The sequence below is a fragment of the Geobacillus subterraneus genome (genome assembly GCF_001618685.1).
Classification (GTDB): Bacteria; Bacillota; Bacilli; order Bacillales; family Anoxybacillaceae; genus Geobacillus; species Geobacillus subterraneus.
In genome coordinates, this window is the sequence record NZ_CP014342.1 from 434,558 (window position 1) to 454,447 (window position 19,890).

20 protein-coding genes are annotated in these 19,890 nt (G+C 56.5%); 18 read left to right on the forward strand and 2 right to left on the reverse strand.

The window, feature by feature from the left end; translation table 11 throughout:
• The first annotated feature begins 182 nt into the window (after nt 1-182).
• The 5 genes from malA to GS3922_RS02120 all read left to right on the forward strand — a co-directional run bounded on the left by malA (nt 183) and on the right by GS3922_RS02120 (nt 6,199).
• Nucleotides 183-1,379 carry a maltose permease gene (gene malA, locus GS3922_RS02100; RefSeq protein ID WP_063164963.1) on the forward strand — a complete coding sequence of 399 codons (1,197 nt, stop codon included), beginning with the start codon at nt 183-185 and terminating at the stop codon, nt 1,377-1,379.
• On the forward strand, nt 1,376-1,954 hold the full coding sequence (gene thpR, locus GS3922_RS02105; RefSeq protein WP_063164964.1) for an RNA 2',3'-cyclic phosphodiesterase: 579 nt from the start codon (nt 1,376-1,378) through the stop codon (nt 1,952-1,954). The genes malA and thpR overlap by 4 nt, the downstream gene beginning before the upstream one ends.
• An 11-nt stretch (nt 1,955-1,965) precedes the next feature.
• Nucleotides 1,966-2,898 (forward strand): NERD domain-containing protein, encoded by a 933-nt coding sequence (locus tag GS3922_RS02110; RefSeq protein WP_063164965.1) that lies wholly within the window; start codon nt 1,966-1,968, stop codon nt 2,896-2,898.
• A gap of 106 nt (nt 2,899-3,004) precedes the next feature.
• Complete coding sequence (gene pulA, locus GS3922_RS02115; RefSeq protein ID WP_063164966.1) at nt 3,005-5,173, forward strand: type I pullulanase; 2,169 nt, start codon at nt 3,005-3,007, stop codon at nt 5,171-5,173.
• Between the two features lie 243 nt (nt 5,174-5,416).
• Entirely contained in the window at nt 5,417-6,199 is a 783-nt protein-coding gene (locus GS3922_RS02120; protein WP_063164967.1) for a phosphotransferase family protein, read from the forward strand.
• A gap of 93 nt (nt 6,200-6,292) precedes the next feature.
• Here the strand turns inward: GS3922_RS02120 and GS3922_RS02125 are convergent, their stop codons facing one another.
• Entirely contained in the window at nt 6,293-6,562 is a 270-nt protein-coding gene (locus GS3922_RS02125; protein ID WP_063164968.1) for a YtzH-like family protein, read from the reverse strand.
• 147 nt (nt 6,563-6,709) lie between these two features.
• On the opposite strand from GS3922_RS02125, the gene trmB reads away from it, so the two are divergent.
• Together trmB and GS3922_RS02135 are read left to right on the forward strand one after the other, a co-directional pair.
• Nucleotides 6,710-7,360: a tRNA (guanosine(46)-N7)-methyltransferase TrmB gene (gene trmB, locus GS3922_RS02130; RefSeq protein WP_063164969.1), complete on the forward strand. Its 651-nt coding sequence runs from the start codon at nt 6,710-6,712 to the stop codon at nt 7,358-7,360.
• 85 nt (nt 7,361-7,445) lie between these two features.
• Nucleotides 7,446-8,297: a YtnP family quorum-quenching lactonase gene (locus GS3922_RS02135; RefSeq protein WP_063164970.1), complete on the forward strand. Its 852-nt coding sequence runs from the start codon at nt 7,446-7,448 to the stop codon at nt 8,295-8,297.
• On the opposite strand, the gene GS3922_RS02140 is transcribed toward GS3922_RS02135, so the two are convergent.
• Entirely contained in the window at nt 8,292-8,588 is a 297-nt protein-coding gene (locus GS3922_RS02140; RefSeq protein ID WP_063164971.1) for a PepSY domain-containing protein, read from the reverse strand. The genes GS3922_RS02135 and GS3922_RS02140 overlap by 6 nt on opposite strands.
• A 104-nt stretch (nt 8,589-8,692) precedes the next feature.
• On the opposite strand from GS3922_RS02140, the gene GS3922_RS02145 reads away from it, so the two are divergent.
• The 11 genes from GS3922_RS02145 to ccpA all read left to right on the forward strand — a co-directional run bounded on the left by GS3922_RS02145 (nt 8,693) and on the right by ccpA (nt 19,890).
• Nucleotides 8,693-9,769, forward strand: a complete 1,077-nt coding sequence (locus tag GS3922_RS02145) for a M42 family metallopeptidase (protein ID WP_063164972.1) — start codon at nt 8,693-8,695, stop codon at nt 9,767-9,769.
• Nucleotides 9,770-9,867: 98 nt separating this feature from the next.
• Nucleotides 9,868-10,398, forward strand: coding sequence for a DUF84 family protein (locus tag GS3922_RS02150; RefSeq protein WP_063164973.1), 531 nt, complete (start codon nt 9,868-9,870; stop codon nt 10,396-10,398).
• 45 nt (nt 10,399-10,443) lie between these two features.
• On the forward strand, nt 10,444-11,241 hold the full coding sequence (locus GS3922_RS02155; protein ID WP_063164974.1) for a DUF1444 domain-containing protein: 798 nt from the start codon (nt 10,444-10,446) through the stop codon (nt 11,239-11,241).
• A gap of 18 nt (nt 11,242-11,259) precedes the next feature.
• Nucleotides 11,260-11,865, forward strand: coding sequence for a YtpR family tRNA-binding protein (gene ytpR, locus GS3922_RS02160; RefSeq protein ID WP_063164975.1), 606 nt, complete (start codon nt 11,260-11,262; stop codon nt 11,863-11,865).
• Nucleotides 11,866-11,971: 106 nt separating this feature from the next.
• Entirely contained in the window at nt 11,972-14,512 is a 2,541-nt protein-coding gene (locus tag GS3922_RS02165; protein WP_063164976.1) for a DNA translocase FtsK, read from the forward strand.
• A 127-nt stretch (nt 14,513-14,639) separates the two neighbouring features.
• Complete coding sequence (gene murC / locus GS3922_RS02170) at nt 14,640-15,944, forward strand: UDP-N-acetylmuramate--L-alanine ligase (protein ID WP_063164977.1); 1,305 nt, start codon at nt 14,640-14,642, stop codon at nt 15,942-15,944.
• Nucleotides 15,945-16,200: 256 nt separating this feature from the next.
• On the forward strand, nt 16,201-16,650 hold the full coding sequence (locus GS3922_RS02175) for a DUF948 domain-containing protein (protein ID WP_063164978.1): 450 nt from the start codon (nt 16,201-16,203) through the stop codon (nt 16,648-16,650).
• Nucleotides 16,637-17,020, forward strand: a complete 384-nt coding sequence (locus GS3922_RS02180) for a hypothetical protein (protein ID WP_063164979.1) — start codon at nt 16,637-16,639, stop codon at nt 17,018-17,020. Before GS3922_RS02175 ends, GS3922_RS02180 begins: the two co-directional genes overlap by 14 nt.
• 5 nt (nt 17,021-17,025) lie before the next feature.
• A complete protein-coding gene (gene ytxJ / locus GS3922_RS02185) occupies nt 17,026-17,358 on the forward strand; it encodes a bacillithiol system redox-active protein YtxJ (RefSeq protein ID WP_063167281.1) in 333 nt (110 codons plus the stop codon).
• Between the two features lie 243 nt (nt 17,359-17,601).
• On the forward strand, nt 17,602-18,684 hold the full coding sequence (locus GS3922_RS02190) for a bifunctional 3-deoxy-7-phosphoheptulonate synthase/chorismate mutase (RefSeq protein ID WP_063164980.1): 1,083 nt from the start codon (nt 17,602-17,604) through the stop codon (nt 18,682-18,684).
• Nucleotides 18,685-18,894: 210 nt separating this feature from the next.
• A complete protein-coding gene (ccpA, locus tag GS3922_RS02195) occupies nt 18,895-19,890 on the forward strand; it encodes a catabolite control protein A (RefSeq protein ID WP_063164981.1) in 996 nt (331 codons plus the stop codon).

The window sequence follows — 19,890 nt, forward strand, 5'->3', positions numbered from 1 at the left end:
TGTCCCTAGCTGACGTCCGATGACGTGAAACGAGAAGTTGATACCACAAGGTTTCTCAATTTGAGAAACAAGGCGGTGAAGCAACCTGCGCCTTTAATCACTTGGCTTTTCGGAACGGCTGAAGAATGAACAAGGCTGCCCCGCGGGACAGCAGTGCTTTGACGAGGAAAGGGGAGAACGGGATGGAAGCGGCTTTAAAACGGGAGGCAGCGGCGCGAAAAACGGTGTTTCCGCTCTTTTATTTTCTGATCTTTTTTGCCTTTGGCGCCTTGTTTCCGCTTTTGTCGGTCTATTTGCAGGAAGAGGCGCGCCTGCCGGGGACGGCCATCGGCTGGATTATGTCGCTCACCCCGATCGTGACGATGGCCGCTCAGCCGCTTTGGGGCATGGCGACCGACTATACGCGCAAACCGGTCGGGATGTTACTAATAACGCTTGTTTTGGCGTCGTTGTTCGGGCTTATGTATTCATTTGCCGGCAGCTATGAAGCGTTTGTGGCGTTGACGGTGCTCCTTTCGGCCGTACAGAGCGCCATCGTTCCGCTTTCGGACAGCCTCGCCCTTCGCCATGTGCACGAACAAGGCGGAAACTACGGGGCGATCCGGCTGTGGGGGTCGCTCGGCTTTGCTGTGGCGGTGTTGGTCGTCGGTTGGCTGTCCGAACATACCGCGTTTGCGGCCATTTTTTATACGTTTTCAGTTGCGTTGCTAGTTGCGGCAGCGCTGACCGCCCGCCTGCCGCGCTGCCGGGCGGCGGTGCCGGCGGGGCGGTTGACGCGGCGCGACATCGGCGGGCTGCTTTCGATTGGCCCGTTTCGGCTGTTGTTGACGGCGACGTTTTTATTGTTCGGCCCGATTTTGGCCAACAACTCGTATTTCGGGCTGTTGATTCATGAACTCGGCGGCACGCTGACCGGCATCGGCTTCGCGTTTTTGCTTGCGGCCGGAAGCGAGGCGCCGTTTATGAAAGCGGCGGACCGGCTCATCCGCCGCTTCGGCATGGTGCGCCTGCTCATTTTGGCGGCGCTGCTGTCGGCGGCCCGCTGGCTGTCATACGCTGCCGATCCACCGCTTTGGTTTGTCTATATGACAACGGTTGTGCAAGGCTGTTCCGTCGGATTGTCGATTCCGACCGCGCTCCATTATGCGCGCCGCCTGGCGCCGGAGCGGGTGCAGGTGACGGCGGTGTCCCTCTACTCGGCGGTCGGCAACGGCCTTGGCGCCTGGTTTTGCACGCTGTTGGGCGGATATTTGCTTGAGCGGTGGCAGATTGGCGCGGTGTATTGGTTTTTTGGCGCGTGCACGCTCGCCAGCGTATTCGTGCTGCTTTGGCTTGCCAAACTAGAACGAGACGATCAATCGGCAGGTGAGAAAGAATGAAACGAAGCCATTATTTTATTGCCGTCCCGCTGACAGCGGAGGCCAAACAAGCCATTCGCCGCTTTGCGGGCGATACGGCATCATCGCTCCCGTTCCGTACGTGGGTGCATGAGCAAGACTACCATATTACGCTCGCGTTTTTAGGCGATGTGCCGCCGGAGAAAATGAACCCGCTATGCGAAGCGGTGGCGGCGGCTGCCGCCCGCTACGCCCCGTTTTCCCTTCGGCTTGCCGGGCTCGGGACGTTCGGGGAACGCACGGCGCCGCGCGTTTTTTGGCAAGGGGTCGAAGCGGAGAAAACGCTCGACGCGTTGCGGCGCGATGTGTATGAGGCGTGCCGGACGCTCGGTTTTTCCCTCGACCGGCGGCCGTTTGCTCCGCATATTACGATCGCCCGCAAATGGCAAGGAGCAAAGCCGTTTGGTCCGGAAACGCTCACCTCGCTTCCGGCGGCTGCGGCGGTGTTTTCAGTGCCGGAAATTGTGTTGTACCGGACGAATATGGATCAGACGCCGAAATACGAAGCGATCGCCTCGTTCCCGCTGCTTGGTGCACCGGCAGAGGGCAACCGATAGCGGGTGAGGGTATGGGACAGCTCGTAAAGCTGCGGGATTACATCTCCCGCTATGAAACGGATGTGTATTATTATGTACCGGAATTTATCCGGCTGAAACAATGGCAGTGGGAACAGGCGAAATCCCGGTGGGAAGCGGAGCGTAACGCCGGCATACCCCTCCAAACGGGAGCGGAAGAAACGTGGGATTTTTTGCTTGACAAGCCGTCGTGGTGGGAACGGCTTGCAAAGAGGTGGCGCCGCGTCCCGGCGGAGGAGGAAGAGCCGCCAGCTGAGGCGAGGGCCAGCCGGGCGGCCACCGTTGAGGAGCTGAAGCGGCAATTTCTTGATGAATTGTTTCAGCTCCAGCTGAAATGGGCGAGTTCGACGATGACGCACGCTTCTCCGTTTGACGACGCGCTGTATGGCGATGAAACGTTGAAATATTTTTTGCAGCGGTTTCCGGATACCTATTTATGTTTTTACCGCCCGGTTGCTATGGCCGGCAAGGCGCTCGTCGAGCTCGAGACGATCATCCTTACGCCGGCGGCGGCTTGGTGCATTGCCTTTGTCGAGGGAAAGACGGACAATGTGGTGATCGCCTCCACAGGCCGGTTTTGGACGGAGCGGGCCGGAACCGAAGAAACCAAGCGGGTGAACCCGGTCGTGTCACTGCGGCGGACAGAACAGGTCGTTTCCGATGTTTTTCAAAAACATCGAATCGATTGGCCGATCCATCTCGTGCTGTTAAACCGCTATGGCTATATTGACCACGGCCATCTTTTTCCGTTTCTTCACTATATCGATAAACGAAATTATGAACAATGGTTTTCCCGCTTGCGCCGCTCGGCCCTCCCGCTTCGCCATCAGCAGCTGAAGGCGGCTGCGGCGCTGCTTGGCCAATGCGCCAGCTTTTACAGCCGACGTTTGGACGGGAATATTTGCAGCGAAGAACGGCAACAATAAAAGCATCTGTACATCGATAGGGCGAATCGGCCGATTTTTTGGCACCGCCCTTTTTCTTTTGCGTATGATAGTAATAACGGGAGGCCAAAAAAGGGGGTGAGCCACTATGCTTCACATTCACCGAACGTTTGTCGCCTATTTGGACGGGATGGATCAACTCACCGTGCTTGTGCCGAAGTCGTGTCGCCCGGACGGGATGACGCCGTTTGCGATGGTGGCGCCAGGCGGGGAGGAAATTCCGCTTGCTGTGCAGCAGACCGAGGAGTTAGGGGATGCGGTAAAATATGTCTGTCGCTTTTCGTCTGCCTTCACGTTTGGGTCGACGTACTGGGTTCGCACTCGTTCAGGGGAGATGACCGATGTGCAAATCGGTGCTGTCGTGCGGACGCGGGCGTTTGATGATCAGTTTTTTTACGAAGGGAAGCTGGGAGTGGACTATACGAAGGAACAAACGGTGTTCCGCGTCTGGGCTCCGACGGCTACCGCGGTCAACGTCAAGTTGATCGCCCCGGATCGCAACGATGTCCGTTATGTGCCGCTTGAGCGCGGAGAGCGCGGCGTATGGTCAGCCGCCGTCCCCGGCGATTGGGAACGAACGTATTACACGTATGTGGCCTGCATTAACCGTGTCTGGCGCGAGGCGGTCGATCCGTATGCGACGGCTGTTTCCATCAACGGTGAGTATGGCGTTGTCATCGACTGGGAAAAGACGCGGCTCGCTCCGTCCGCTCATCCGCTGCCGCCGCTCGCATCGCCGACTGACGCCGTTATTTACGAGGTGAGCATCCGTGATTTTACGAGCCACCCGGACAGCGGTGCCGTCCATAAAGGGAAGTATCTCGGATTGGCTGAAGCGGACACAAGCGGGCCGAACGGGACGTCGACCGGGCTTTCCTATTTAAAAGAGCTAGGTGTCACCCATGTGCAGCTGATGCCGTTTACCGATTTTGCCGGGGTCGATGAACGCGATCCGCAAGCGGCGTATAACTGGGGATACAATCCACTTCATCTATATGCACCGGAAGGGAGTTATGCAACCGATCCGACCGATCCGTACGCGCGCATTGTTGAACTAAAACAAATGATCCGCACGTTGCACGAAAACGGCTTGCGCGTTGTGATGGATGCGGTGTACAACCACGTCTACGACCGGGAGCAGTCATCGCTTGAGAAGCTCGTTCCCGGGTATTACTTCCGCTACGATGTGTACGGCCAGCCGGCCAACGGCACCGGCGTCGGCAACGACATCGCCTCGGAGCGGCGGATGGTGCGCCGCTGGATCGTCGATTCGGTCACGTTTTGGGCGAAAGAGTACGGCATTGATGGATTTCGCTTCGATTTGATGGGCGTGCATGATATGGAGACGATGAAGGCGGTGCGTGACGCCCTCGATGCGGTCGATCCATCGATCCTCGTGTATGGGGAAGGGTGGGACTTGCCGACACCGCTTGCGCCGGAGCAAAAAGCGACGATGGCCAACGCCGGGCAGCTGCCGCGCCTTGCCTATTTCAATGACCGGTTTCGCGATACGGTGAAAGGAAGCACGTTCCACTTGCCTGAACGCGGTTTTGCCCTTGGCGAACGAGGCGGACGCGAGCAGGCGAAAACGGCCATCGCCGGCAGTTTGCGGGCGCTAGGCGGGCTGTTTTGTCATCCGCTTCAATCGGTGAACTACGTCGAATGTCATGACAATCATACGTTCTGGGATAAAATGGCGGTCGCGAATGGCCATGAATCGGAAACGGTAAGGCGCAAACGGCAAAAGCTTGCCACGGCGATCGTTCTGTTGGCGCAAGGCATTCCGTTTTTGCATAGCGGCCAAGAGTTTTACCGGACAAAAGGCGGAGACGGCAACAGCTATCAGGCGCCTGATGAGGTCAACCGGATCGATTGGGAGCGGAAAAGCCGCTATGAACATGACGTTCGCTATGTTCAAGGACTGATCGCTCTTCGCCGGGCGCACGGCGCGTTTCGCCTCGCGACAGAAGCGGAGGTGTTGCGCCATTTCGTGTTTTTGGAACCGACCCCGCCGTCTGTGATCGCCTATCGGCTGCGCGATGTCGCCGTCTATGGGCCGTGGGCGGAAATCATCGTCATTCACCATCACGAAGAAAAGCGAGAGACGATTCTTCTTCCGGATGAAGGAGAGTGGGACGTCGTTTGCGACGGGGAACGAAGCGGGACGACTCCGCTCTGGCGGGTGCGCCGTGCTCTTGACCTTGACGGCATCGGCACATGGGTGCTTGTCAGAGCAGAAGCGATCAATGCCCGCTGAACATGGGGGATGGGCGGAACCACAACGGTAAAGCTTCTTCCCTTTTTGCGTTGACGCGCAGACTTTGGGCAGTTTTAAGCAGGTGGCCTGGCAAGAAAAATGTTTGCATGCCGGGGCGGTATTTCAGTATAATACAAGTAAAATGGACGGAAGAAGGACGCGGCACGGCCGTCCTTTTTATTTGTGCACATGAAGAAGCAAACGGACACGTTTTCTATTTTTTAAGTCGCAGGTGAACATGCTTTGGAACAGTTACTAGGTAAGGAGTGGGAGATCACTCCGGCTGGCGGTGCAACAGGGGATGCGTATTTTGCCGAATATGAAGGGAAGAAGCTGTTTTTGAAACGGAACTCTTCCCCGTTTCTCGCCGTATTGTCGGCCGAGGGGATCGTCCCGAAGCTCGTCTGGACGAAACGGCTCGAAAACGGCGATGTGTTTACGGCCCAGCAATGGCTGAACGGCCGGGAGCTGAAGCCGCATGAAATGGGAAGCGAACAGGTGGCGGCGTTGTTGCGGAAAATTCATGGCTCCAAAGAGCTGGTGACGATGCTTAAGCGGCTCGGTAAAACGCCGCTCCACCCCGGAAAGATGTTCGCTGCGCTCGCCGAGCGGCAGCGATGCCACCCGATCGGCGCTGCGGCCGTTCGTGAAGCGCTCGGCTGGCTGGGAGAGCGCGTGTCGTTATTGCCTGATGATCAATATGTCGTTTGCCACTGTGACATTAACCATAACAATTGGCTGCTTGCCGATGACGGAACGTTGTACTTAATCGATTGGGACGGAGCCGTCATTGCGGATCCGGCCATTGACATCGGCATGCTGCTTCATTTATACATTCCGCGGGCCGAGTGGGAAGCGTGGCTTCATCAGTACGGGGCCTCATGGACGGAGGGGCTTGCCCTCCGCCTGAAATGGTATGCGATCGCCCATACGCTGCATTCCTTGTTTTGGCCGAAAGGGAAGGACAGCGAAAAGGAAAGGGAACAGTCATTGCAGTTATTGCAGTACATTATCGCGGAACAATAGGGGGCAAAGGCTGCGGACGGTCCGCGAAAAAGGAAGCGGAACGCCGGCGGCGCTTCGCGGCGTCGGTGTTTACCCGGCGCGCGGCCGCGTGGGTTATGACAGCTCGTTCACCCAATCGGCGAGTTGGGCTTGATGAGCGGAAATATGGGCGTTTACATCGGGGCTGTATTTTCCGCCTTGGCCGTAGGCGTAAATGTTCGGAAGAATTTGCTTGACATTCGTGCTCACCTCGTCGTTGGCGAGCAGCGACTTGACGAGCCGTTCGATTTGTTCACATTCGGAAACCGTTCCGCAGCAATCCAGTTGGTGTTCAGATAAAATATCGCGGAGCACGGTCAATTGGTGGCTATGGTCGAGCGGCATGCCGATCACCATCCTTTAGCAAAGCTGTACGGTTTTAATATGCCCGGACCTGGCGGCGTTTATGCCTAGGCGTTTGCTTCTTCAAGCGTGGTTATACTAACAGCGTAGCGTCAAAACAACAAACGGAAACGAGACAGAGGTGTCGATATGCGTTTGCGCAACAAACCGTGGGCGAAAGAAAAGATCGCCGCTTACCCTCAGTATGTCATCCCTGACCCGGAAACGAAGCGCGGGCGGTGGCATGAGCTGTTTGGCAACGACCGGCCGATCCATATTGAAATCGGCACCGGAAAAGGCAAATTTATTACCGAAATGGCGAGGCTGCATCCTGACGTCAATTTTATCGGCATTGAGCTGTACCCGAGCGTGCTCGTGTCAGCGCTCGATAAGCTGATCGAGGGCGAGCTGCCCAACGTGCGGCTGCTCAATGCCAATGCGAAAGATCTTGCCGCCTTTTTTGCCGACGGAGAAATCGCGCGCCTTTACTTGAATTTTTCCGATCCATGGCCGAAAAAGCGGCACGAGAAACGGCGGCTCACTTATCGGGAGTTTTTGGCGCTCTATGACCGCATTTTGTCGGCGGACGGGGACATTCATTTGAAGACGGACAATCAGTCGTTTTTTGAATATTCGCTTGTCAGCTTGTCGCAATATGGGTTTGTGCTCGCGGCGGTCCAATTGGATTTGCATCGGAGCGATGTCGTCGGCAACGTCATGACCGAGTATGAAGAAAAGTTTTCTGCGAAAGGAAACCGCATTTACCGCTGCGAGGCGCTGCGCCCGCCCAAGCGGCCATAACGACCCGGCCTGTTTGGTCGGGTTTTTTAGTTTCTTTCCGGTTGATGAAGAAAATGGTACACTAAGAACAGGGGGGGAGAGGAACATGGAACAGTTAAAAGTCGGACAAGTGACATTAACATGGTTAAACGGAGGCGTCACACATCTTGACGGCGGGGCGATGTTTGGCGTCGTGCCGAAACCGCTTTGGTCGAAAAAATATCCGCCGAATGACAACAATCAAATTGAGCTGCGCACCGACCCGATTTTGGTCGAAGCGGGCGGCAAACGGCTGCTCATTGAGTCCGGCATCGGCAACGGCAAGCTGACTGACAAGCAAAAGCGCAATTTCGGCGTCACCGAGGAATCGTCGCTTGACGAGTCGCTCGCTGCGCTTCGGTTAACGCGCGACGATATTGATGTTGTCATCATGACCCATCTTCATTTTGATCACGCATGCGGGCTGACGGTTTGGGAAGACGGGCGGCTTGTGCCGGCGTTTCCGCGCGCAGCGATCATCACATCGGACGTTGAATGGGAGGAAATGCGCGCGCCCAACATCCGCTCGCGCAATACGTATTGGAAAGAAAATTGGGAGCCGATTGCCGACCAAGTCATTCCGTTTACGAAAGAAACGGAAGTCGTCTCCGGCATTCGTCTCATACATACCGGCGGTCATAGCGCCGGCCATGCGATCGTGTTGATTGAATCGGATAGGGAGATGGCGATCCACCTCGGCGATTTGCTCGGCACGCATGCCCATCAAAACGTCCTTTGGGTGATGGCGTATGACGATTACCCGATGGACTCGATTTTTGCCAAACAGCGGTGGCTTTCGTACGGCATCGAGCGGAACGCGTGGTTTACGTTTTACCATGATGCCTATTACCGCGCGGTCAAATGGCGGGAAGACGGTGCGATTGCGGAACAGGTGAAGCGCAACCGGCCGTCGCTATAACGGCCGCGTGTCGACGATGGCGCCGGTGTACGCGTTCACCCAAAACTCGTCATCCCCGTCATCGCGGCAAATGCCGCCGCGGTAGACGGTGTACGTCAACCCGTTTTTCTCATACCGTTCCGGAGCGGCCTGAATCCATGAGCCGCGGATTGAGCGCGGCCCGCCGAGCGATTGTTTCGCGATGGCCAGCGCTTTTTCCGGCGCAAGAAGCGCGGGCCGCGATGCGGCGCGGATGGCGTAGACGGCGGCGGCACCGACGGCGGCGCCAACAACCCATTTTTTCCAAGCCATGTATTTGTTCCTCCTTTTGCCTTGATACGGTTTAGTATAGCCGATTTTGGCGAAAGATGTAAGCAAAGCGGAAAAACGGAAGGGAAAAAGAAAGGAGAACGGTGATGAACGAAGAAACACGGCAACTGTTTCAAACGCTGACCGAACTGCCGGGGGCGCCGGGCCATGAACACGCGGTGCGGCAGTTTATGCGCAAAGAGCTCGCCAAATACGCCGATGAGATCGTGCAAGACCGTCTCGGCAGCATTTTCGGCGTCAAGCGCGGCGACGAGACGGGCCCGACGGTGATGGTGGCCGGCCATATGGATGAGGTCGGATTTATGGTCACGGCGATTACCGACAACGGTATGATCCGCTTTCAACCGCTCGGTGGCTGGTGGAACCAAGTGCTGCTCGCCCAGCGCGTGCAAATTATCACGAACGACGGGCCGGTCGTCGGTGTCATCGGCTCGATTCCGCCGCACTTGCTCGATGAGGAGCAGCGGAATAAACCGATGGAAATCAAACAGATGCTCATCGACATCGGCGCGGAAAGCCGTGAGGACGCCGAGCGGATCGGCATTCGTCCGGGGCAGCCGATCGTGCCGGTCAGCCCGTTCACGGTGCTGGCGAACGGGAAGACGGTGATGGCGAAAGCGTGGGACAACCGGTTCGGCTGCGGGCTCGCCATCGAGCTGTTAAAAGAGCTGAAAGAGGAAACGGTGCCGAACGTGTTGTATGCCGGCGCCACGGTGCAAGAGGAAGTTGGGCTGCGCGGGGCGCAGACGGCGGCAACGATGATCAACCCGGACATCTTCTTCGCCCTTGAGGCGAGCCCGGCGAACGACATGTCTGGCGACAAACAAGCGTTTGGCCAGATCGGCAAAGGAGCGCTCGTCCGTTTGTACGACCGGACGATGGTGACGCACCGCGGCATGCGCGAGTTCGTGCTCGACACAGCGGAAGCGCTTGATGTCCCGTATCAATTTTTCATTTCTCCCGGTGGAGGAACGGACGCCGGGCGGGTTCATATCGCGAACCGCGGCGTGCCGTCGGCGGTCATCGGCCTTTGCGCCCGCTATATTCATACGCATGCGGCGATCATTCACGTCGATGATTATGCGGCGGCGAAAGCGCTCATCGTTGAGCTCGTCAAACGGTGCGACCGGGCGACGGTCGAAGCGATCCGCGCCAACAGCTAAACAAAAACGAATGGCGGCAAAGATGCAATAGGGAAAGCTAAATAAGATAAGGGGGAGAAGCGTCGGCTTCTCCTTTTCCATGCCAAGGAGGATGAGCAATGAAGACAATTGCGGTCGGAACGAAGAACGAAGCGAAAATCGCCGCCGTCCGCGCGGTGTTCGGGGAGACGGACGATCGCATCATTCCGCTTGAGGTGCCCTCAGGCGTCTCCGCTCAGCCCCTTTCGGACGAAGAAACGCGGCGTGGCGCGATCGAGCGTGCCAAGCGGGCGCTGGAAGCGGCAGAGGCGGACATCGGCATCGGGCTTGAGGGAGGTGTGATGAACATCGACGGGCAATGGTGGCTTTGCAACTGGGGAGCGCTCGTTGACCGAAACGGCGTGACGGTCGCGGCCGGCGGCGCGCGCCTCGCCTTGCCGCCGGAGATCGGCACCGGGCTTGAGACGGGGCGCGAGCTCGGCGAACTGATGGAGGAGTATACAGGGCGGCGGAATATCCGCACAAAGGAAGGGGCGGTCGGCGTATTTACGAACGGACGCATCGACCGCGCGGCGATGTTTTCCCATATCGTCGCGCTGTTGGCTGGCCAATACGAATTTTTTTGTCAAAACGGTCCGTTCACGGTATGATAAAGGAGAATCGCTGGCGCCGCCATAAAACAAGGAGGCAGACGGATGAACAGCCGGCAAATGTATGAAATGATCAAGGAACGTCTCGCAACTTATCCGCACTGGACGTTCCACTTTGATGCCCAACAAGACACGATGCGCATCGAAGACCGCCGCACGAAAAAAGGGGTGACGATCTCGCTTCCCGGCGTGATCGCCAAGTGGCACGAACAAAAAGACGAAGCGGTGCGCGAAATCATTTATTACGTGGAAGAAACGCTGAAAACGATGGAGGAAGCGGCAACGCTTTCCGGAAACGAACGGAACATTTATCCCGTCATTCGCTCGACGTCGTTTCCGACCGAAACGAAAGAAGGCGTTCCGCTCCTTTATGATGATCATACGGCGGAAACGCGTGTTTACTACGCGCTTGATCGAGGGAAAACGTACCGCTTGATTGACGAACGAATGATCGAGAGCGAGCGATGGAGCCGCGACCGGGTGAAAGAGATCGCCCGTTTCAACGTTCGCTCGCTGCCGGCGCCGGTGAAAGAAGACCGCGTCGCCGGCAACGTGTTTTATTTTGTCAACACGAACGACGGCTATGATGCGAGCCGAATCCTAAACGATGCGTTTTTGGCCGAAATGCACACGCGCATCGAAGGAACGATGGCGTTGGCCGTTCCGCATCAAGACGTGCTCATTCTTGCCGATTTGCGCAATGAGATCGGCTACGATGTGCTCGCGCAAATGACGATGAGCTTTTTTGCCGGCGGTCGCGTGCCGATCACGGCGCTGTCCTTTTTATACGAAAACGGCAAACTCGAACCGATTTTCATTTTAGGAAAAAAACGGAGAACGTAAATAAGGAGGAGTCAAGCGATGAACGTGTTCTACAACCGTGAAGGGATCGGTGATGTGCTGCTCGTATCGCTAAAGCCGACGGCTGACGAGGAGCGGGCGTTTACAAAACAAGGAGACGTCGTCCGCATCGTTTCTGAGCGCACCGGCGAGACGGTCGGCTATAACATTTTTTCCGCTTCTTCCTACTATCCGTTTTCAGGAAACGGTCCGCTGGAAGTGAACGAGGAACTCGTCGGCATCATCAATGATATTTTGGCGAAAAACGGCTGTGACGAACGGATGGAAGCGGACTTGTCGCCGAAATTCGTCGTCGGGTATGTGAAGGAAAAAGCGAAGCATCCGAACGCTGATCAGTTGAGCGTCTGCCAAGTCGATGTCGGCGATGAGGTGCTGCAAATCGTCTGCGGGGCGCCGAATGTCGCCGAAGGGCAAAAAGTCGTCGTCGCGAAAATCGGCGCGGTCATGCCAAGCGGTCTCGTCATTCAAGAAAGCGAGCTGCGCGGCGTCCGGTCATCGGGCATGATTTGCTCGGCGCGTGAGCTCGGGCTGCCGAACGCTCCGCAAGAAAAAGGGATTCTTGTGCTCTCCGATGAGTATGAGGTGGGGCAACCGTTCACGTTTTAACGGGGGAATCAGAAAGAGCAGGGAGACACCTGGCTTGAACGTCACTGGCGCGGACTCCAGTGGCGTTTTTTCCGACACCGAATGAATAGAAAGAGTGGAACGACCCATGAAATTTTGGAAACGATGGCTCCGTTTTTTTACGGATGAGGAGGAACACGAACAACCGGCCGCCGGAAAACGAATGGATCACAGCACGGAACGCGCTGAGGCGAAAGTCGTGTACCAGTATCCGCAAGGCCGCTTCCGCTTTCCGCTCATTCCGGACGATCATTCCCCACGGGCCGGGGAGACGCCGAGGCGAATGGCCGGCGAAGAAAGCAAGGTGAAGGCCCCGCACCGCCCACTCGCCGATCCGGTGAGGGAATCGGCGGAAAAAAAGCCGTTCCGCCCGTCCGACGTGCCGTCTCCTGTGTTTGGATATGATAAGAATCGTAGTGAATGGCGGCAACGGCTGACGGAACATGGAACGATCGCCGCTGTGAGGATCGCAGACAAGGCGAGCCGCCGTCCCGGGATGCCGGCCGCTAATGAGCAAGCTGAAAATTTGTCAAGCGATCAAGCTCTTTTGTCTCGCCCTTCTCATATAGACGAAGCCGCCGCGCCGCAGGAGACGTTGAAAAGCGTTGGACGAAGCGGCGAGGAGGGAGCGGCGGCCGGCCGGCCGACGGAAAAAGAGAAGAACGCCAAAGCTGACGCGGCCGTACATATCGCAACATCGGACGCAGAACAACGGATCAATGAAGATGGGCTTATCCGGGAGGAAGAGGGCGCCTCTGATGCGGGGTCCGCGGCGATGCCAGCGGTTGAATCGGCGGCCGCGGAAATGAAAGACGAACAAGCACATGTGCCGCCTGGCGAAGTGGCAACCGCGGCGGAGTCGGAGGGCAGCTTCCGTGAAGGCGGAGATATACGGTCAGCCGCGCGAACGGAGGAAAATAGAGTAAGCCAGCCGGATCACGGCGGTGGTGAACAAAAGGAAACGCCGAAGCCGCCGGCGGAGAGCGATACCGGAAATGCAAGGGCTGCTTCCCAAGAAGGCGAGAAGGGGCTGCCTCGCCCCCCGTTGCCGCCTGACGAAGCCAAGCGGCCCATCGACCGCCACGGCCCGGAACGAGCGCGCATTCCGTACAACGTGATGATGCTGAAGCAAGACCGGCGCAAGCTCGAAGAAAAAGCGGCCCGCCGCCCGGTCGGCTATTCGCTGCCGCCGCTGTCGCTCCTTACGCCGCCGGGGGAGGCGGCGGCCTGCGATGAGCAATGGATTCGTGAACAATGCGCCCGTTTGGACCGGACGTTTGAGAGCTTCCATATCGGCGCGAAAGTGGTTCATGCAACACAAGGACCGACAGTGACGCAGTTTGAAGTGCAGCCCGATCTAGGGGTAAAAGTGAGCAAAATTACCAGCTTAACGGACGACATCAAACTGAGCTTGGCGGCAAGAGATATTCGGGTGGAAGCGCCCATTCCGGGAAAACGGACGATCGGCATCGAAGTGCCGAACCCGTCAAGCCGGCCGGTGCGGCTGCGGGAGATTTTGGAGAGCCGCGCGTTTCGCGAGCGCCGTTCTCCGCTTACGGTCGCGCTCGGGCTCGAGATTAGCGGGGCGCCGGTCGTGACGGACATCCAAAAAATGCCGCACGGACTCATCGCCGGGGCGACCGGGTCGGGAAAAAGCGTATGCATGAACGCCATGCTTGTCAGCCTGCTGTATAAAGCTGCCCCGGACGAGGTCAAATGGCTGCTCATCGACCCGAAAATGGTCGAACTGGCCCCGTACAACGGGTTGCCGCATTTGCTCAGCCCGGTCATTACAGAGGCAAAAGCGGCCGCCGGAGCGCTCAAATGGGCGGTCGGCGAAATGGAGCGGCGGTACGAGCTGTTTGTTCATGCCGGGGTGCGCGATATCGAGAAGTATAACGCTTCGCTCCGCGCCCAAGGGGGCAGCGAACCGATCCTTCCGTACATCGTCATTGTCATTGATGAGCTGGCCGATTTGATGATGGCCGCTCCGGCCGATGTCGAAGAATCGATTTGCCGGTTGGCGCAAAAGGCGCGGGCGTGCGGCATTCACTTATTGATCGCCACGCAGCGTCCATCAGTCGATGTCATCACCGGTTTGATCAAGGCGAACATCCCGACGCGCATCGCCTTTTCCGTCTCTTCCCAAATCGATTCGCGCACGATTTTAGATGTGAATGGGGCCGAGCGGCTGCTTGGCCGCGGCGATATGCTCTTTTTGGAAAACGGATCGGCCAAGCCGGTGCGGCTGCAAGGATGCTTCATCTCCGATGAGGAAATTGAACGGGTGACGGCGTACGTGAAAGCGCAGCAAGAGCCTTCCTACTTGTTCAGCCCGGACGAGTTCCGTCAGACAGCGATGTTTAGTGAAGAGGATGACGAATTATTCGACGAAGCGTGCCGGTTTGTCATCGCGCAAGGCGGGGCATCGACATCGAGTTTGCAGCGCCATTTCCGCATCGGCTACAACCGCGCCGCCCGCCTCATCGAGATGATGGAAGCGCAAGGGCTGATTTCCGAAGCGCGCGGCAGCAAACCACGCGACGTGTTAATGAGCGAGGAAGAGTGGGCGCGTTGGCGCGAGCGGGGCGCGCTGCAGGCGGACGGTTTTTCCCCTTCCGAACGGTAGTGTTTTGCCGCCTGGCGTGCTATAATGAGGAAATGAGACAGCCGGTACAGCAAAATGAAATAAATGGCAAAACTAGATGAATATCATATACTGTCTTACAGAGAGACGATGGTTGGAGGGCTTAGCGATGACAGTTTACCACTTTGTTGGCATTAAAGGCACGGGGATGAGCGCGCTCGCACAAGTGCTTCACGATCTCGGCTATACGGTGCAAGGGTCCGACGTAGAAAAATGGTTTTTTACGCAAAAGGCGCTTGAAGAGCGGGGAATCCCGGTGTTGCCTTTTTCAAAAGACAATATTCGCCCGGGTTATACCGTCATTGCCGGCAATGCTTTTCCAGACACGCACGAGGAAATCGAAGCGGCCCGTCAGCTCGGTGTTCCTGTCATTCGGTACCATCGCTTTTTAGGGGAGTTGGCAGGCAAGTTTACGAGCATAGCGGTGACCGGCTCACACGGGAAGACGACGACGACGGGACTGCTTGCCCATGTGATGCAAGGGGCGCATCCAACGTCGTATTTAATCGGAGATGGAACGGGAAAAGGGGAGCCGGGGAGCAAATACTTCGTATTTGAGGCATGTGAATATCGAAGACATTTCCTTTCATATTTTCCAGATTATGCAATAGTGACAAACATTGACTTCGACCACCCGGACTATTTCGCCAATATTGATGACGTCTTTTCTGCTTTCCAGCAGATGGCCGAACAGGTGAACAAAGCGATTGTCGCTTGCGGGGATGATCCGTATTTGCAAAAGATTCAAGCAAAAGTGCCGATTTTGTTTTACGGGTTTGGCGAAGAAAACGATTTTCAAGCGCGCAACATCGTGAAAACGACAGAAGGGACGGCGTTTGACGTATTTGTGCGCAGCACGTTTTTTGCCTCGTTTACCATTCCGCGCTTTGGCACTCATAACGTGCTGAATGCGCTCGCGGTCATCGCCCTTTGCCATTACGAAGGGATTGACGCCGGCGCGATCGCTGCGCGGCTGCAAACGTTCCAAGGGGTGAAGCGCCGCTTCAGCGAAAAAACGGTCGGACGGCAAGTGTTAATTGACGATTATGCGCATCATCCGCGCGAAATTATGGCGACATTAGAAGCGGCTAGACAAAAATATCCGGGGCGCGAAGTCGTCGCCATCTTCCAGCCGCACACGTATACGCGGACGCAGACGTTTTTGCGCGAGTTTGCCGAAAGCTTGCAGCAGGCAGACTACGTTTATTTGTGCGACATTTTCGGCTCGGCGCGCGAACATCATGGCAAGCTGTCCATTCGTGACTTGCAGGCGCAAATCCCGCGCTCGCAGCTGCTTGAGGAGCAAAACGTGTCCGTGTTGAAGCAGCATCGCAATGCGGTGCTTGTGTTTATGGGCGCCGGCGACATTCAAAAGTTTCAACAAGCATACGAACGGGCCGTTCTTTCCGCCTGACGGCCGACGGAAACGGGCCGGACGGCCCGTTTTTTGATCTTTTCCGCCACGAAGCTCCTCACTCGTGGACAAGGGAAGGGGAAGGGATGAATTCGGTTTTGCCCGAGGGGGATGACCGGAATCTTCTGCCCCCGCCGGTTGATGGGGAAAGATCGAGCGTGAGGCAGGAAACAAAGGGCGGGATGTCGAAGTTTGAAAACGGGACAGAACGGGTACAAAGAGGACGAAACGGTCCGACAGGCAAGGGGGGAATGAGGTGGAATGGCTTTTGTATGCGAGCGCCGCGCTCGTCGCTGCCGCTTTTTTGCTTCTTTCGGTTTACATAGCGAGAACGCTCATTGTTTTGCAGGAGACGCTGCGCCGGCTGGCCGCGGCGGTGAGCCATGCCGATGAACAAGTGCAAACGGTTGCGAAGGAAGTGACCCAGCTTCTTCATACGGCCAACAGCATTGCCGGCGATGTGCAAAACAAGGCGGAAAAGTTAAACCATGCGGTTGAGGCGGTAAATGAAATCGGCGGCACTGTCCGGTCGCTGAACCGCGCGCTCCGGCAGACAGCAGCGGCGCTGTCGGCGAGAGCGGGCCAAGGGCAAGAAAAGTGGGCGAAAGCGCTGCGCTGGGCAAATGTTTTGCTTGATATATGGGAAAAATGGAGAGAAAGAGAACAACTACGGAAAAAGGAGGGTGTGCCAAATGGCGAAAAATAACGGTGGATTTTTGCTTGGAGCGCTTGTCGGCGGCATCGCCGGCGCGGCCGCTGCGATGTTTTTGACGAGCGAAAAAGGGCGGAAGTGGCTGAACGAGTGGAACAATCACGAAACATGGGAGCCGGTGAAAACGACCGCTGCGGAGTGGTTCGAGACGGCTAAAGAGAAAACGAAGGAAATCGCCACCTTCATCCCGCTGAAAACGGCTGAAGCGCCGGCCGGCGGGGAAGGTGTTGGCGAAACGACGATTCCGATTCCGCCATCCGCGGACAAGGCGGATCGCGAAACGCTCCAAAAGCTGCTTGAGGAAGCGGAAGCCGCGCTAGATAATGCCGAGCAAAACATGCCATATCGAAGAGAAGTGGAGTGAAGACGGTGGGAATGGAGAAACTGGAGACGACCGAACAGTTTGACCGCATCATGCAAGAAACGCGCCGCTTTTTGTTCGTTAAACATAGCTTGACATGCCCGATCAGCCAAGCGGCGTTCCGTGAGTGCGAGAAGTTTGCCGCCGATCATCCGGAGCTGGCTGTCTATTGCTTATACGTTCAGGAGGCGCGCCCGCTTTCCAACTACATCGCGGAGCGGACGGGCGTGAAGCACGAGTCGCCGCAAGTGCTGCTGTTTGAAAACGGCCAAGTCGTCTGGCATGCGTCGCATTGGAAGATTACGTACGAGGCGTTGAACACGCATACTGCCATCGCATAACCGCCTGCCCAGCGGGCGGTTTTTGCCGACCGTTTCACTTTATTGCTTAAAAGCGTTTAATCAAAAAAGCATTTTTTTCGTGACAACCGGGTCTTCATCCATTATAATAAAGACTAATTACAAAACTTAACCGTTGTGTTTCTGGACGGGGAAGCGCCTTGCGCGCGGGGCTTGCCGACGTCCGGTAGGCGAGGCCAGAAGAGCGAAACATCGCACGATATTTGGCGAAAGGATGGGGGAAGCATGAGCAACGAGAGATTAGATGAGCTGCGGGCGAGAGTCGACGAAATCAACTTGCAGCTGTTGAAGCTGATCAATGAACGGGGGCGTCTCGTCCAAGAGATCGGGAAAATTAAAGAAGCGCAAGGGACGCATCGCTACGACCCGGTGCGTGAGCGGAAAATGCTCGATCTCATTTCCGAGCATAACGACGGACCGTTCGAAACGTCGACGCTGCAGCACATTTTCAAGGAAATTTTTAAAGCGGCGCTCGAACTGCAAGAAGATGACCACCGGAAAGCGCTGCTCGTCTCACGGAAAAAACATCCGGAAAACACGATCGTCGAAGTGAAAGGCGAACGGATCGGCGACGGCAACCAATATTTTGTCATGGGGCCGTGCGCTGTTGAAAGCTACGAGCAGGTGGCTGCGGTCGCTGAAGCGGTGAAAAAGCAAGGCATTAAGCTGCTGCGCGGCGGCGCCTACAAACCGCGCACATCGCCGTACGACTTCCAAGGGCTCGGCGTCGAGGGGCTGAAAATTTTGAAACGGATCGCCGATGAATTTGATTTGGCGGTCATTAGCGAAATCGTCACTCCGGCGGATATTGAGACCGCCTTGGATTATATCGATGTCATCCAAATCGGGGCGCGCAACATGCAAAACTTTGAGCTGCTGAAAGCGGCCGGCCAAGTCAATAAGCCGGTTTTGCTGAAGCGCGGCTTAGCGGCGACGATTGAGGAGTTCATCAACGCTGCTGAATACATTATGTCGCAAGGCAACGGGCAAATCATTTTGTGCGAGCGCGGCATCCGCACGTACGAGCGGGCGACGCGCAATACGCTCGACATTTCGGCGGTGCCGATCTTGAAGAAAGAAACGCACTTGCCGGTGTTCGTTGATGTCACCCACTCGACCGGGCGGCGCGATCTTCTCATTCCGTGCGCCAAAGCGGCGTTGGCGATCGGCGCTGACGGCGTCATGGCCGAAGTGCACCCGGATCCGGCCGTCGCTTTGTCCGACTCCGCCCAACAAATGGATATTGCTCAATTCAACGAATTTATGGAAGAAGTGCGCGCGTTCCAACGCCAGTTCGTTCAGGCGTAAAGCCATCTCCCCTTCGGTCTTGGCCGAAGGGGATTTTTTACTGAATTGTGCAAACGTTTTTTGGGCAAACTATCCATGAACGGTTTGTGAACAAAACAGCAAAATCATTGCCATTTCGTTGCGATTTGGCGATAATGTATCGTATGATAGTTGTACATATATATCGGAACTCTTGCCGGTTACCGGATTGAGGAAGAAGGAGTGAACGGAATGACCGTAACGATTTATGATGTGGCGCGAGAGGCGAACGTCTCGATGGCGACGGTCTCGCGTGTCGTAAACGGCAACCCGAACGTCAAGCCGTCGACAAGGAAAAAAGTATTGGAAGCGATTGAGCGGCTCGGGTACCGCCCAAATGCGGTCGCGCGCGGTCTTGCCAGCAAAAAAACGACGACGGCCGGGGTGATCATCCCGGATATTTCGAGCATCTTCTTTGCCGAGCTGGCGCGCGGCATTGAAGATATTGCGACGATGTATAAATACAACATTATTTTAAGCAACTCCGACCAAAACAAAGAAAAAGAGCTGCATTTGCTCAATACGATGCTTGCCAAGCAAGTGGACGGCATTTTGTTTATGGGCGGGACGATCACCGGGGAGCACGTCGCCGAGTTTCAAAAATCGTCCGTGCCGATCGTGCTTGCGGCGACGGTGGAGCCGAACGACACGATCCCCTCGGTGAACATTGACTACGAGCAGGCCGCGTTTGAAGCGGTGACATATTTGCTCGAAAAAGGAAACCGGCGCGTGGCATATGTCACCGGTCCGACCGACGACCCGATCAACCAACGGAAACTGGCCGGCTATCGGCGCGCGCTCGAGGAGCACGGGACGCCGTACGAGGAAGAACTCGTTGTGGAAGGCGACAACTCGTATGACTCCGGCTTGGAAGCATATGAAAAAATCGCTGAGCTCCCCGAGCGGCCGACGGCGGTCTTTGCCGGGACGGACGAAATGGCGCTCGGCATCATCCATAGCGCCCAAGACCACGGGGTGCGCGTGCCGGACGAACTTGAAGTCGTCGGCTTTGACAACACGAGGCTGGCGACGATGGTGCGGCCGCGGCTGACGACCGTCGTGCAACCGATGTATGACATCGGCGCGGTGGCGATGCGGCTGCTGACGAAGTATATGAATAAAGAACAAGTCGACAATCATATCGTCGTCTTGCCGCACCGGTTGGAAGTGCGCGAGTCGACAAAATAA